The sequence below is a fragment of the Micromonospora sp. DT233 genome, assembly GCF_049841815.1.
GTDB lineage: Bacteria > Actinomycetota > Actinomycetes > Mycobacteriales > Micromonosporaceae > Micromonospora.
The window spans coordinates 1-12,402 of sequence record NZ_JBNCLB010000019.1 but is presented as its reverse complement, the minus strand read 5'-3'; the positions used below and the strand labels follow the sequence as shown (position 1 = coordinate 12,402).

The window sequence follows — 12,402 nt, the reverse complement described above, 5'->3', positions numbered from 1 at the left end:
GTGGGTAGGCTGCCGACCATGCAGGTGCAGGCGCGAGGGCTGACGTTCGAGGTGCGCAGCGGCGGGCCGGCCGACGGCGTGCCGGTGCTGCTGCTGCACGGTTTCCCGCAGCACGCGGGCGAGTGGGACGAGGTGACGCCCGCGCTGCACGCCGCCGGGCTGCGCACGTACGCGCCGGACCAGCGCGGGTACTCGCCGCTGGCCCGGCCCGGCGCCGTCGAGGCGTACCGGATTCCGGAGCTGGTCGCCGACGCGGCGGCCCTGCTCGACGCGCTGGGCGTCGGCGCGGCGCACCTGGTCGGGCACGACTGGGGCGCGATCGTGGCCTGGGGGCTGGCCGCCGCCCACCCCGACCGGGTGCGCACCCTCACCGCCGTCTCGGTCCCGCACCCCGCCGCGATGGCGCACGCGCTGGCCACCGACCGCGAGCAGAAGGCCCGCTCGGCGTACATCGGGTTGTTCCGCAGGCCGGGCACGGCCGAGCGGGTGCTGCTGGCGCTGCGCTCCGCCGCCCTGCGCCGGCTGCTCGGCGGGGTCGGCGACGCCGACCGGGTCGCCCGGTACGCCGAGCCGATGCGCGAGCCCGGCGCGCTGACCGCCGCCCTGAATTGGTACCGGGCGATGTCGCGGGCCGACCTGGCGGCGGTGGGGCCGGTGTCGGTGCCGACCACCTTCGTCTGGAGCGACAAGGACGTGGCCATCGGCCGGACCGCCGCGCAGGCGTGCGGCGACCACGTCACCGGGGAGTACCGCTTCGTCACCCTCGCCGGGGTGTCGCACTGGATCCCCGACGCGGCCCCCGGCCCGCTGGCCGAGGCGATCCTGGCCCGCACGGGCGGCGCGCGGTGACCGGGCCCGCCCGCCGCGGGTCCAGCGGTTTTCGCCCCCGGGCGGCAGCGGTGGGCCGGCTCTACGATCGTGACGCCCGCTGGGCGCGACGGACGGAGGACACATGACGGTGAGCGCCGAGGACTACCTCGCGGTGGTGACGGAGACGATCGGCCGGGTGTCGGCCAGCCAGCGGGAGGCGGTGGGCCGGGCGGCCGACCTGATCGCCGACGCGCTGCGGGCCGACGGGGTGATCCACGCCTTCGGCACCGGCCACTCCGAGGCCCTCGCCATGGAGATCGCCGGACGGGCCGGTGGCCTGGTGCCGACCAACCGGATCGCCCTGCGCGACCTGGTGCTGCGCGGCGACGCCCCGGCGGACGTGCTGGGCCCGCTGCTGGAACGGGACCCGTCAGTGGCCCACCGCCTCTACGAGCTGGCCCCGGTCCACCCGTCGGACGTCTTCGTGGTCGCCTCCAACTCCGGGGTCAACGGGGCCATCGTGGAGTTCGCAGCGCTGGTCACCGAGCGCGGTCACGGCCTGGTGGCGATCACCTCGGCGGAGCACTCGGCGCGGATGACCTCCCGCCACCCGTCGGGGCGCAAGCTGGCCGACTTCGCCGACGTGGTGCTGGACAACGGCGCCCCGTACGGTGACGCGACCCTGCCCCTGCCCGGCGGCGGCGCGGTCGGCGCGGTCTCCTCCATCACCGCCGCGCTGCTCGCGCAGCAGATCACCGTGGAGGTGGTGTCCCGGCTGCTGGCGGCGGGGGAGCGGCCCCCGGTCTACCTGTCGGCCAACATCGCCGGCGGTGACGAGCACAACGACGCCCTGGAGGCCCGGTACGCGGGGCGGATCCGGCGCGGGTCCTGACCTCGACCGCCGCGATCGGCGACGCGACCGCCCTCAGTGGGGAACGCGAGTCGGTTTCGCCAGTCGACCGATCGGGCAATGGCGAAGCTGCCGGCGGGCTGACCCGCCGGCAGTGCCATTTCCCCCGGAGGTTACGCGTGTCGAAGGAAACCGAGAAGCAGCGCTTGCAACGCAACTTCGCCGATCTGCTCCAGGAGTTGCGGGTCGCCCAGACGGGCGTGCAGATCCTCTTCGCTTTCCTGCTGACCCTGCCGTTCAGCAACGGCTTCACCCAGACCAGCGACTTCCAGAAGGACATCTACATCGTCGCGCTGCTGTCGGCCGCCGCCGCCACCGCGATGATCATCTCGCCGGTCGCCTTCCACCGGGCGCTGTTCCGGCAGGGCCGCAAGCCGGAGCTGGTCAGGTTCGCGCACCGGATGGCCAGCGGCGGGTTGGCGTTCATGCTGATCTCGATGGTCAGCGCGGTGCTGCTGATCACCGACTTCGTGCTGGACCGGGGGCTCGCCATCGTGCTGACCGTCGTCACGGCGCTGTGGTTCCTCACCTTCTGGGTGTTCCTGCCGTTCGCCCGGCGCAGCTGGGGCGACCCGGACATCGAGGACGACGACGACGACCCGCGGGGCACCATCGGCGACTGACGATTCGGCTGTCCGGCGTCCGTGCCGCCGGACGACACGCGCACCGCACCTGAAGCCACCCCCGGGCACCGACCCGGGGGTGGCTTCGTGCGTCGTGGGAGTCGGCGGGGCGATCACCCGGGCCGACCGGGCGACCCGGCGGTCAGCGGGCGACTGCCCAGGCCAGCACGCCGGCCAGGATCAGCCCGTTGAGCGCCGCGAGCACCAGGTACGCCACCGGAGGGACCTTGCGGCCCCGGCGGACGAAGTTGACCAGCACGGCGGCGTAGGCCAGCAGCAGCACGGCGACGACGATCAGGAAGTAGAGCAACGAACCACCCTAGCGGCCGCCCCGCAGCCCGAGTCCGCGCAGCTCCAGGGCGGCGAGCGCGTCGACGGTGGCGTCGTCGCCGCGCCGCCACGCCTCGGCCACGTCCGGGGCGATGCGGGTCAGCTTCCCCAGCGGCTGACCGGCCAGCGCCCGCAGGGCCAGCAGGTCCCGGCCCGCCGGCACGGCGGCGAGCGCCTTCGCCGACGCGGCCCGGCGCATCCAGCGCAGCCGCAGCGGCAGCCAGCCGAAGAGCACCAGGCCCAGCGGGAAGATCAGCACCGCCACGCCGAGCGCCAGGGCAAGCTGGTCGACCAGTTCCTGCTGGTCGCGGCCCGCGTCGGCCAGCGCCCGAGCGGCGTCGGAGGCCCGGCGGAAGGGGGCGGTCAGCTCGTCGCCGACCAGCGGCACCCGGCCCACCTTGCTGCCGGCCTCGGCCAGGTTGTCGGCGAGGCCACCGCCGGCCCCCTCCAGCTTCTGCCCGGGTACGGCGAGCTTCTGCACCAGGTCGTGCACCCAGAGCGCGAAGCGGACTGCGGCGTACACCCAGACGGCGACGAGTAGGTCGGTGAGGAGCTGACGGACGGCGGCGGGGAAGCGATCTGCGTAGATCTTCACGCCGGACAGCGTGCCACGGCCCGGCCCGCCGGGCACGGGTCGCAATCGTCGGACGGGCGCGGGGCGGGGAGCCCCGGGGCGGGGCGGGGTCAGGTCGCGCAGGCCGGGCAGGTGCCGAAGATCTCCAGGGTGTGGCTGACCTCGACGTACCCGTGCTGCGCGGCCACCCGCTCCGCCCAGACCTCCACGGTCGGCCCGGCCACCTCCACCGTGCTCCCGCAGACCCGGCAGACCAGGTGGTGGTGGTGGCCCTCGCTGCACCGCCGGTAGAGGTGCTCGCCGCCGGGCGGACGCATCACGTCGATCTCGCCCGCGTCGGCGAGGCCCTGCAGGGTGCGGTAGACGGTGGTCAGCCCGACCCGCTCGCCCCGCTGGCGGAGCATGGCGTGCAGGTCCTGCGCGCTGTGGAAGCCCTCCACCTCGGCCAGCAGGGCGCTCACCGCCGAACGCTGCCGGGTGTTGCGCAGGGTGGCGCCCTCGGTCATGGTGCCTCCCCGGCGTGGTCGACCGCGTCGGCCACGATGTGCGCGACGTGCTCGTCGACCAGCGCGTACGCGATCTCACGCCCCCGCCGCGAGCCCCGGACCACGCCGGCGCCCCGCAGCACCCGCAGGTGCTGGGAGACCAGCGGCTGCGTCGCCCCGAGCGTCTCCACCAGCTCGTGCACGCACCGCTCACCCTGCGCCAGCTCGGTCACGATCGCCAGCCGGATCGGGGCCGCGAGGGCGCGCAGCAGCTCACCGGCGCCCTCGTACGCCTCGTATCCGGATCCGGCGGTCATCTGGTCACCGTAACCAACCCGCCCGGCCGCCCCCGGCGCAGGATCACCGCAGCACCACCTCGTGCGGTTCGGCGGCCGGGTGATCGGTGTGCGCGCGATGTCGGCGCAGCGCCCGCCAGCCGGCGCCGGCGACCGCGACGACGAGGAACGAGGCGATCGCCAGCAGCACCACCGACGCGCCGGGGGCGGTGTCGGCGTTGGCGGCCACCCAGACCCCCGAGCCGGCGGCGAAGAGCCCGAGCGCCATCGCCGCCGCCATCGTGCTGCGGAAGCCCCGCGTGACCTGCTGGGCGGTGGCCACCGGGACCACCATCAGCGCGCTGATCAGCAGCACCCCGACGGCCTGCATGGCGATCGTCACGGTGACCGCGGTGGCTACCGCGAGGAGCATGTTCAGCGCCTGCACCGGCAGGCCGGCGACCCGGGCGTACTCCTCGTCGTGGCAGACCGCGAAGAGCGCCGGCCGCAGCGCCAGCATGGTCACCAGCAGCACCACGCCGAGCACGACGATGGTGGCCAGGTCCCCGGGCGAGATCGTGACCAACGACCCGAACAGGTAGGCGGTGAGCTTGGCGCTGGTGGCGTCGGAGAGCCCGACCAGGGTCACGCCGCCGGCGATCCCGCCGTAGAACAGCAGCGCCAACGCCAGATCGCCCGAGGTGCGGCCCCGGGCCCGGACCAGCTCGATGGCGATCGCGCCGAGCGTCGCCACCACCACGGCCACCAGCACCGGGGAGCGGTTGAGCAGCAGCCCGGCCCCGACGCCGGTCAGCGCCACGTGCCCGACCCCGTCGCCGATCAGCGCCAGCTTGCGCTGCACCAGGTAGATGCCGAGCGCCGGGGCGGCCAGGCCGATGACCAGCGCGCCGATCAGGGCCCGCTGCATGTACGGGTACTGGAAAAGCTCCATGCTCAACTGCTCCACAGCCCTGCGGGCTCGTCGGGTCCGTGCGGGTGCACGTGGTCGTGGTCGGGCTCGGCGTGGTGACCGGCCGGCTCGGGGACCGCGCCGTCGTGGGCGATCCCGCCGTGGTGCACCACCACGGCCCGGCTGATCAGCGGGCGCAGCGGCCCCAGTTCGTGGGCCACCAGCAGCACCGTCCCGCCGCCGGCGACGAAGCCGCGCAGCGCCCCGGCGAACGCCTCCTGGCTGGCGGCGTCCACCCCGGCGGTGGGCTCGTCGAGGACGAGCAGCTCCGGCTCGCCGGCCAGGGCGCGGGCGATCAGGGTGCGTTGCTGCTGCCCGCCGGAGAGGGTGGCCACCGGGTCGCCGGCCCGGTCGGCCAGGCCGACGGCGGCCAGTGCGGCGTCGACGGCGGCCCGGTCGGCGCGGCCCGCCGGGCGCAGCAGCCCGCGCCGGGCCAGCCGGCCCGAGGCCACCACCTCACCGACCGTGGCGGGCACGCCGCCGCCGGCGCCGAGGCGCTGCGGCACGTACCCGATCCGGTGCCACTGGCGGAACCGCCGCAGCGGGGTGTCGAAGAGCGCGATCGACCCGCCCAGCAGGGGCACCAGCCCGAGCACCGCGCGGATCAGGGTGGACTTGCCGGAGCCGTTGGCGCCGAGGACGGCGATCACCTCGCCCGCGTCGACGCGCAGCGAGACGTCGCGCAGCACCCGGCGGCCGTCGTAACCGACGGCCCCGTGCGTGACGGTGACGACGGGGGCGCTCACGAGCAGCCCAATGCCGTGCGCAGGGTCGCCAGGTTGGTCCGCATCACCGAAAGGTAGTCGGCGCCGGTGGCGTCGGCGGCGAGCCCTTCCAGCGGGTCGAGCACCGCGGTCCGCGCCCCCGCCTCGCGGGCGATGGTCTCGGCGACCTTCGGGCTGACCAGGGTCTCGAAGAAGATCGTGGTGGCGCCGTGCTCGCGGGCCTCGCGGGCGGCCTCGGCCAGCCGCCGGGGGGAGGGCTCGCTCTCCGGGGCCAGCCCGCTGATGCCGATCTGGTCGAGCCGGTAACGCTCGGTCAGGTAGCCGAACGCGGTGTGGCTCACCACGATCTCCCGGCGCTGGCAGGTCCGCAGCCCGGCGGCGAACTCGGCGTCCAGCCGCTCCAGTTCGCCGCGCAGCGCCCCCGCGCGGGCGGTGTAGTCGGCGGCCCGGTCCGGGTCGACCGCGCCGAGCCGCTGGGCCAGCCGGTCGCCGACCTCGGCCAGCCGGGTCGGGTCGAGCCAGAGGTGCGGGTCCCGGCCGCCCTCCTCGTCGGCGTGGCCGGCCCCGTCGTCGGCGTGGTCGTGCCCGCCCGCGTTCGCGGCCAGCAGCGGTCGCACCTGGGCCACGTCGAGGGCCCGGTCGCCGCCGTTCTGGTCGATCGCCTCGTCCACGGCAGGCTGGAAGCCCTTCAGGTAGACGACCAGCTCGGCCTGGCTCACCTCGCCGACCTGACGGGGGGTGAGCTCCAGGTCGTGCGGCTCCGCGCCCGGCTTGGTCAGGTTGGTCACCCGGACCGCGTCGCCGCCGACCCGCTCGGTGACGAACTGCAGCGGGTAGAAGGCGGCGGCCACGTCGACCCGCTGCGGATCGACGCCGGTGCCGTCCTCGGCGCAGCCGGCGAGGGCGCCGAGGGCGACCAGGGCGGTCGCGGCGGCCAGGGCACGAGCGGGGCGACGGAACGTCATGCCCCCACTCTCCGTGATAACGAAATTGATTGCCAAAACCGCATGGGTGCAGGTGAGGTACGCGGCACCCCGTTCCGGCGCGAACCGCCGGCCCGCTGCGGGCGGTCAGAGCAGCTTCGCCAGCGCCGCCGTGAGCAGCAGGGTGAGCATCACCAGCCGGATCGCCCGGCCGGCGGGGGCCTGCACCGGCCACGTGGTCAACAGCAGCGCGACCCCGGCGGCGGCGAGCGCCAACAGCAGCGCCGCGCCGACCACGCCCGGCGCGAAGAGCCCCACCAGCACCAGGACCAGGGTGGCGAGGAAGACCGTCGTCGGGTTCGCCCGGGCCAACCGGCCCAGCAGGGGGTGCTGCGTACGCTGCATCCCACAGACTCTACGAGGAGGACCCGGTGCTGGTCACCAACCGGTTCGTGGTCGACGAGGACGTCGCAACCACCTTCACCGAACGCGCGCACGGCGCCCTCGCCGCGCTCGCCGCCCGCCCCGGCTACCTGCGCGGGGAACTGCTCCGGGCGCTGGACGACCCCCGCCACTGGTGCCTGGTCACCGAGTGGGAGTCCGTCGGCGCCTACCGGCGGGCGCTGGGCGGCTTCGACGTCAAGGTGCACGCCACCCCGCTGCTGGCCGAGTCGGTCGACGAGCCCTCCGCGTACGAGGCGCTGGCCACCGCCGCGCCGGGCGGCGCGGTCGAGGTGAACCCCAGCGATCGGGCCGCTGCCCCGTACCGCTGAGACGTTGGGCACTACCCTGCACCTATGACCGCACCCGGACCGGCCGGTCCACCCCCGTACCCCGTGGCGCCCGGGTCGGACGGCCCGCCGCCGACGCACCCGGAGCCGGGGATCGCGCCGCCCCCGGCGGGCCCCGGGGTCGCGCCGCCGTTCGCCGCGCCACCCACCGAGGGGCGCAGCGTCCGGCTCTGGCTCGGCCTCGGCGTCGGCGCGTTGGCCGTGCTCCTCTGCTGCGGCGGGGGCGGGGCGGCCATGGTCGGCCTGGCGGTCAGCAACGTCGAGGCCGTGCAGGAACAGGGCCGCGCGGTGACCGAGGACTACTACCAGGGCCTGGCCGAGCGGAAGTACGCGAAGGCGTACGACGCGCTCTGCGACGACGCGCAGCGCCGCGAGTCGCGGGCGGAGTTCGAGCGCCGGGTCGCCGCCGAGCCGAAGATCGACGCGTACCGGGTGGGTGACGTGAACCTCACCACCCTCACCGTGCCGGTCGCCGTCACCTTCGCCGGCGGCAACCGCGCCGACCAGGAGGTCACCCTCGGCGCCGACGAGGCGACCGGGGCCATGGAGGTCTGCGGGGTGAGCTGACGCCCGGCACGCGCCCCTTGGTGGAGGCGGGCCGGGGTCGTCGGCCCCGTGCCCGGTATTCTGCTGGGCTCGGGGCCCCTACGGTCGTACCGTTGTCCCGAACGCCCGTTCCATCCACTTCGCGCCCCCGCCGACCGCCAGCCGGCGTAGGAGGAAACATGCCAGCCGACCGTATCGACGCCGTCGTCAGCCTCGCCAAGCGCCGAGGCTTCGTCTTCCCCTCCAGCGAGATCTACGGCGGTACCCGGTCGGCGTGGGACTACGGCCCGCTCGGCGTGGAGTTGAAGGAGAACGTCCGCCGGCAGTGGTGGAAGACCATGGTCCAGCAGCGCGACGACGTCGTGGGCCTGGACTCCGCGGTCGTCCTGGCCCGCAAGGTCTGGGAGGCCAGCGGCCACATCGCCGAGTTCGTCGACCCGCTGACCGAGTGCCAGTCCTGCCACAAGCGGTTCCGCGCCGACCACCTCGAGGAGGCGTACGCCGAGAAGCACGGCAAGCCGCTGACCTCGCTGTCGGAGCTGAACTGCCCCAACTGCGGCAACAAGGGCACCTTCACCGAGCCGAAGATGTTCAACGGCCTGATGAAGACCTACCTCGGCCCGGTGGAGAGCGACGAGGGCATGCACTACCTGCGGCCGGAGACCGCCCAGGGCATCTTCGTGAACTACAACAACGTGGCGACCGCCGCCCGCAAGAAGCCGCCGTTCGGCATCGCGCAGACCGGCAAGTCGTTCCGCAACGAGATCACCCCGGGCAACTTCATCTTCCGCACCCGCGAGTTCGAGCAGATGGAGATGGAGTTCTTCGTCGAGCCGGGCTCGGACGAGCAGTGGCACGAATACTGGCTCTCCGAGCGCTGGAACTGGTACCGCGACCTCGGCCTGGCGGAGGAGAACCTGCGCTTCTTCGAGCACCCCAAGGAGAAGCTCTCCCACTACTCCAAGCGCACCGTCGACATCGAGTACCGGTTCCGCTTCGGCGGCAGCGAGTTCGCCGAGCTGGAGGGCATCGCCAACCGCACCGACTTCGACCTCTCCACCCACAGCAAGCACTCCGGCGTCGACCTGTCGTACTTCGACCCGGCGAAGAAGGAACGCTGGATGCCGTACGTCATCGAGCCGGCCGCCGGCCTCACCCGCGCGGTGCTGGCGTTCATGCTCGAGGCGTACGACGAGGACCAGGCCCCGAACACCAAGGGTGGCGTGGACACCCGCACGGTCATGCGCTTCGACCCGCGGCTGGCCCCGGTGAAGGTGGCCGTGCTGCCGCTGTCGCGCAACGAGGCGCTCTCCCCGAAGGCCAAGGGCCTCGCCGCCGACCTGCGCAAGCGCTGGGTGGTGGAGTTCGACGACTCGCAGGCCATCGGCCGCCGGTACCGCCGCCAGGACGAGATCGGCACCCCGTTCTGCGTGACGGTGGACTTCGACACCCTCGACGACAACGCGGTCACGGTGCGCAACCGCGACACCATGGCCCAGGAGCGGATCTCCCTGGATCAGGTGGAGCGCTACCTGATCGAGCGCCTCCCCGGCTGCTGACGGCGCGCGGGCGGGCCCCCTCGTCGCCCGAGGGGGCCCGTACGCATTCAGATCATGAAATGTGGCGCTCGTTAGTCGGGCGCGACGCGGGGTAGCAGTTCCTCCTCGGACGTCGGCCGGTCGCCGCCCTCGGGCACCGGTCGACGGCGGCGAAGGAGGCGACATGCGGCAGGGGACGACCGCGCCGGCCCGTACCCCGGTGCCCCTGGCGGTGACCCGCCGCTGGCCCACGGCCCTGGTGCTGGCCAGCGCCATGTTCCTGGTGCTCTTCGACAGCCTGGCGGTGGCGACCGCGCTGCCGCGGATCGACGCGGAGTTCGGCCTCGGCGCCGCCCGCCTGCAGTGGGTCGTGACGCTGTACTCCCTGAGCATCGGCGGCCTGCTGCTGCTCGGCGGCCGGCTCTGCGACCTGTGGGGTCGCCGCCGGCTCATCGTCGCCAGCCTCGCCCTGGCCACCGTCGGCTCGGTCCTGGCCGGCGTGGCGACGACGCTGCCGCCGCTGCTGATGGGCCGGGTGTTGCAGGGCGTGGGCGCGGCCCTCGCCATCCCGGCCACGCTGGCGTCGGCGGCCACGTTCTTCCCCGACGAGCCGTGGCGCAGCCGGGTCTTCGCGGTGGTCGCCGCCGCCGCGAACACGGCCGGCCTGGCCGGGGCGGTCGTCGGCGGGCTGATCACGTCGCACTTCGGCTGGCGCTGGATCTTCCTGGCCACCGTGCCGATGGGCGTGGTGGCGCTGGTCGCGGCCCGGCTGCTGCTCCCCGCCGACCGGCCCGACCCGGCCGGCCGGGAACGGCTGGACCTCACCGGCGCGGTCCTGGCCACCGGCGCGTTGCTGGCGCTGATCTTCGGCGCGAACCGGATCGCCGAGGCCGGGCCGGAACCGTTCGGGCTCGGCGCGGTCGCCGCCTCGGTGCTGCTGCTGGCCCTGCTGGTACGCGTCGAGCGGCGGGTGGCCAGCCCGCTGATCAAGCCGGCCGTGATCCGCTCGCCCCGGCTGATCGCCAGCTGCCTGGCGTTCGCCGCGCACTCGGCCGCGTACGCCGTGGTCGTGGTGGTGGGCAGCCTCTACCTCCAGCACGCCCACGGCCTCTCCCCGGCGGGCGCCGGGCTGGCGCTGGCCCCGGTGCTGCTCGGCGCGCTGGTCAGCGCGGTGCCGGCCGGCGCGCTGATCCGCAGGTTCGGGGCGCGGTCGGTGGTCGCCGTGGCGATGACCCTCTGCGCGGTCACGCTAGCCCTGGTGGCGTTCGCCTCGGGGGGCCCGTTGGGGCTCGTGGTGGCCCTCCTGGTCGCCTGGGGGCTCAGCGCCGGCCCGATCTACGTGGGGCTCACCCGGGTCTGCGTGGGCGACGCGGCCCCCGCCGACCGGGGGATGGCCTCGGCGCTGTTCGAGTCGACCACCCACGTCAGCGGGGCGATCTCCGTGGCCGGCTACTTCACCCTCCTCGGCGTCGGGGTCGGCTACGGCGTCGTGCAGTTCGTCGGCGCCGTCCTGGCCGGTGCGGGCGTGCTCGCCCTGCTGTTGGTCATGCCGGCGCGGGAACCGACGCCGACGGAGCCGGCCCCCTCCCCGCGGGTCCCGGCCTGAGCCGTCGGCACCCGACGGCGCTCCTTACACTGGTCGGATGACCGCCTCGCCCGCGCCCGCGCCGCGCCCGCTGACCATCGGGCCGCACCAGGTGTGGCCGCCGGTGGTGCTCGCGCCGATGGCCGGCATCACCAACGTCGGGTTCCGCCGGCTCTGCCGGGAGCAGGGCGGCGGCATCTACGTCTGCGAAATGATCACCACGGTCGCGCTGGTCGAGCGGAACCCGAAGACCCTGCGCATGATCGCCTTCGGCGACGACGAGCAGCCGCGCAGCCTCCAGCTCTACGGCACCGATCCCGACGTCACCGCCGCCGCCGTGCGGATCGTCGTGGAGCAGGGCCTCGCCGACCACATCGACCTCAACTTCGGCTGCCCGGTCCCGAAGGTCACCCGCAAGGGCGGCGGCTCGGCCCTGCCGTGGCGGCGGCGGCTCTTCGCCCGGCTGGTGCGGGCCGCCGTGGACGCCGCGTCGCCCGCCGGGGTGCCGGTCACCGTCAAGATGCGCAAGGGCATCGACGACGACCACCTGACGTACGTCGAGGCGGGGCTCGCCGCGCAGGACGCCGGCGTCGCGGCGGTGGCCCTGCACGGGCGTACGGCCGCGCAGCGCTACTCGGGCACCGCCGACTGGGACGCCATCGCCACCCTCAAGCAGGCCCTCGACGTGCCGGTGCTCGGCAACGGCGACATCTGGGAGGCCGACGACGCGCTGCGGATGGTCGCGCACACCGGCGTCGACGGGGTGGTCGTCGGGCGCGGCTGCCTGGGCCGGCCGTGGCTCTTCGCCGACCTGGAGGCCGCGTTCGACGGCCGGCCGCAGCGGCGGCTGCCCGCCCTCGGCGAGGTCGCGGCGACCATGCGCCGCCACGCTGAGCTGCTGGTCGACCAGTTCGTGGCGGGGGCCCGCAACCCGGCCCGGGGCGAGCGCGACGGCTGCACCGACTTCCGCAAGCACGTCGCCTGGTACCTCAAGGGCTTCCCCGTCGGCGGCGAGCTGCGCCGCTCCCTCGCCATGATCGAGAGCCTGGCCCAGCTCGACGACCTGCTCGGCAAGCTCGACCCGGCCGAGCCGTTCCCGGTGGCGACCCTGGGTCAGCCGCGCGGCCGGACGAACTCCCCGGGCAAGGTCTTCCTCCCCGAGGGCTGGCTGGCCAGCCGCGACGACGACACCGTCCCGGAGGGCGCGGAGCTGGCCGACTCGGGCGGCTGACTCTTCGGGTGGGTGTGGGTGTGGTGAAGGGCCGGTCCCCGGGTGGGGGCCGGCCCTTCGTGTGGTGCGGTGGTGTGGTGGGTCAG

The 12,402-nt window shown here is 74.5% G+C and carries 16 protein-coding genes; 8 read left to right on the top strand and 8 right to left on the bottom strand.

The genetic code is table 11. The features are described from left to right. Window positions 1–18 precede the first annotated feature (18 nt). The 3 genes from ACLQ2V_RS26305 (at window position 19) to ACLQ2V_RS26295 (ending at window position 2,343) form a co-directional block, all read left to right on the top strand. A complete protein-coding gene (locus ACLQ2V_RS26305; protein WP_425721265.1) occupies window positions 19–849 on the top strand; it encodes an alpha/beta fold hydrolase in 831 nt (276 codons plus the stop codon). Between the two features lie 103 nt (window positions 850–952). Continuing rightward, the gene (locus tag ACLQ2V_RS26300) at window positions 953–1,702 is read left to right on the top strand and encodes a sugar isomerase domain-containing protein (RefSeq protein WP_425721264.1); all 750 of its coding nucleotides are present in this window, start codon (window positions 953–955) and stop codon (window positions 1,700–1,702) included. 137 nt (window positions 1,703–1,839) lie between these two features. Continuing rightward, a complete protein-coding gene (locus tag ACLQ2V_RS26295; RefSeq protein ID WP_425721263.1) occupies window positions 1,840–2,343 on the top strand; it encodes a DUF6328 family protein in 504 nt (167 codons plus the stop codon). A 142-nt stretch (window positions 2,344–2,485) separates the two neighbouring features. Here ACLQ2V_RS26295 and ACLQ2V_RS26290 read toward each other — a convergent pair whose 3' ends face one another. From ACLQ2V_RS26290 to ACLQ2V_RS26255, 8 genes are all read right to left on the bottom strand, one after another. After that, window positions 2,486–2,653 carry a hypothetical protein gene (locus ACLQ2V_RS26290; RefSeq protein ID WP_425721262.1) on the bottom strand — a complete coding sequence of 56 codons (168 nt, stop codon included), beginning with the start codon at window positions 2,651–2,653 and terminating at the stop codon, window positions 2,486–2,488. Between the two features lie 9 nt (window positions 2,654–2,662). Continuing rightward, the gene (locus ACLQ2V_RS26285) at window positions 2,663–3,268 is read right to left on the bottom strand and encodes a hypothetical protein (protein WP_425721261.1); all 606 of its coding nucleotides are present in this window, start codon (window positions 3,266–3,268) and stop codon (window positions 2,663–2,665) included. A gap of 89 nt (window positions 3,269–3,357) precedes the next feature. Then, window positions 3,358–3,753: a Fur family transcriptional regulator gene (locus ACLQ2V_RS26280; protein ID WP_425721260.1), complete on the bottom strand. Its 396-nt coding sequence runs from the start codon at window positions 3,751–3,753 to the stop codon at window positions 3,358–3,360. Next, window positions 3,750–4,049 carry an ArsR/SmtB family transcription factor gene (locus ACLQ2V_RS26275; RefSeq protein WP_425721259.1) on the bottom strand — a complete coding sequence of 100 codons (300 nt, stop codon included), beginning with the start codon at window positions 4,047–4,049 and terminating at the stop codon, window positions 3,750–3,752. Before ACLQ2V_RS26275 ends, ACLQ2V_RS26280 begins: the two co-directional genes overlap by 4 nt. 43 nt (window positions 4,050–4,092) lie before the next feature. After that, window positions 4,093–4,959, bottom strand: a complete 867-nt coding sequence (locus ACLQ2V_RS26270) for a metal ABC transporter permease (protein WP_425721258.1) — start codon at window positions 4,957–4,959, stop codon at window positions 4,093–4,095. Window positions 4,960–4,961: 2 nt separating this feature from the next. After that, window positions 4,962–5,723: a metal ABC transporter ATP-binding protein gene (locus tag ACLQ2V_RS26265; RefSeq protein WP_425721257.1), complete on the bottom strand. Its 762-nt coding sequence runs from the start codon at window positions 5,721–5,723 to the stop codon at window positions 4,962–4,964. Further along, entirely contained in the window at window positions 5,720–6,667 is a 948-nt protein-coding gene (locus ACLQ2V_RS26260) for a metal ABC transporter substrate-binding protein (RefSeq protein WP_425721256.1), read from the bottom strand. Before ACLQ2V_RS26260 ends, ACLQ2V_RS26265 begins: the two co-directional genes overlap by 4 nt. Before the next feature lie 105 nt (window positions 6,668–6,772). Next, window positions 6,773–7,030: a DUF6703 family protein gene (locus ACLQ2V_RS26255; protein ID WP_425721255.1), complete on the bottom strand. Its 258-nt coding sequence runs from the start codon at window positions 7,028–7,030 to the stop codon at window positions 6,773–6,775. Window positions 7,031–7,056: 26 nt separating this feature from the next. On the opposite strand from ACLQ2V_RS26255, the gene ACLQ2V_RS26250 reads away from it, so the two are divergent. The 5 genes from ACLQ2V_RS26250 to dusB all read left to right on the top strand — a co-directional run bounded on the left by ACLQ2V_RS26250 (window position 7,057) and on the right by dusB (window position 12,316). After that, the gene (locus tag ACLQ2V_RS26250; protein WP_425721254.1) at window positions 7,057–7,398 is read left to right on the top strand and encodes an antibiotic biosynthesis monooxygenase family protein; all 342 of its coding nucleotides are present in this window, start codon (window positions 7,057–7,059) and stop codon (window positions 7,396–7,398) included. Window positions 7,399–7,509: 111 nt separating this feature from the next. Continuing rightward, window positions 7,510–7,983, top strand: a complete 474-nt coding sequence (locus tag ACLQ2V_RS26245; protein WP_425721331.1) for a hypothetical protein — start codon at window positions 7,510–7,512, stop codon at window positions 7,981–7,983. A 158-nt stretch (window positions 7,984–8,141) separates the two neighbouring features. Next, entirely contained in the window at window positions 8,142–9,521 is a 1,380-nt protein-coding gene (locus ACLQ2V_RS26240) for a glycine--tRNA ligase (protein ID WP_425721253.1), read from the top strand. 163 nt (window positions 9,522–9,684) lie between these two features. After that, window positions 9,685–11,106 carry an MFS transporter gene (locus ACLQ2V_RS26235; RefSeq protein ID WP_425721252.1) on the top strand — a complete coding sequence of 474 codons (1,422 nt, stop codon included), beginning with the start codon at window positions 9,685–9,687 and terminating at the stop codon, window positions 11,104–11,106. A 37-nt stretch (window positions 11,107–11,143) separates the two neighbouring features. Then, window positions 11,144–12,316: a tRNA dihydrouridine synthase DusB gene (gene dusB / locus ACLQ2V_RS26230; protein WP_425721251.1), complete on the top strand. Its 1,173-nt coding sequence runs from the start codon at window positions 11,144–11,146 to the stop codon at window positions 12,314–12,316. Window positions 12,317–12,402: the final 86 nt, after the last annotated feature.

What these genes read in the sequence shown, in the direction of transcription:
- ACLQ2V_RS26305 (WP_425721265.1), top strand. Translation starts at nt 19, where the DNA reads ATGCAGGTGCAGGCGCGAGGGCTGACGTTCGAGGTGCGCAGCGGCGGG.
- ACLQ2V_RS26240 (WP_425721253.1), top strand. Translation starts at nt 8,142, where the DNA reads ATGCCAGCCGACCGTATCGACGCCGTCGTCAGCCTCGCCAAGCGCCGA.
- ACLQ2V_RS26255 (WP_425721255.1), bottom strand. Translation starts at nt 7,030, where the DNA reads ATGCAGCGTACGCAGCACCCCCTGCTGGGCCGGTTGGCCCGGGCGAAC.
- ACLQ2V_RS26260 (WP_425721256.1), bottom strand. Translation starts at nt 6,667, where the DNA reads ATGACGTTCCGTCGCCCCGCTCGTGCCCTGGCCGCCGCGACCGCCCTG.
- ACLQ2V_RS26300 (WP_425721264.1), top strand. Translation starts at nt 953, where the DNA reads ATGACGGTGAGCGCCGAGGACTACCTCGCGGTGGTGACGGAGACGATC.
- ACLQ2V_RS26275 (WP_425721259.1), bottom strand. Translation starts at nt 4,049, where the DNA reads ATGACCGCCGGATCCGGATACGAGGCGTACGAGGGCGCCGGTGAGCTG.
- ACLQ2V_RS26270 (WP_425721258.1), bottom strand. Translation starts at nt 4,959, where the DNA reads ATGGAGCTTTTCCAGTACCCGTACATGCAGCGGGCCCTGATCGGCGCG.
- dusB (WP_425721251.1), top strand. Translation starts at nt 11,144, where the DNA reads ATGACCGCCTCGCCCGCGCCCGCGCCGCGCCCGCTGACCATCGGGCCG.
- ACLQ2V_RS26235 (WP_425721252.1), top strand. Translation starts at nt 9,685, where the DNA reads ATGCGGCAGGGGACGACCGCGCCGGCCCGTACCCCGGTGCCCCTGGCG.
- ACLQ2V_RS26280 (WP_425721260.1), bottom strand. Translation starts at nt 3,753, where the DNA reads ATGACCGAGGGCGCCACCCTGCGCAACACCCGGCAGCGTTCGGCGGTG.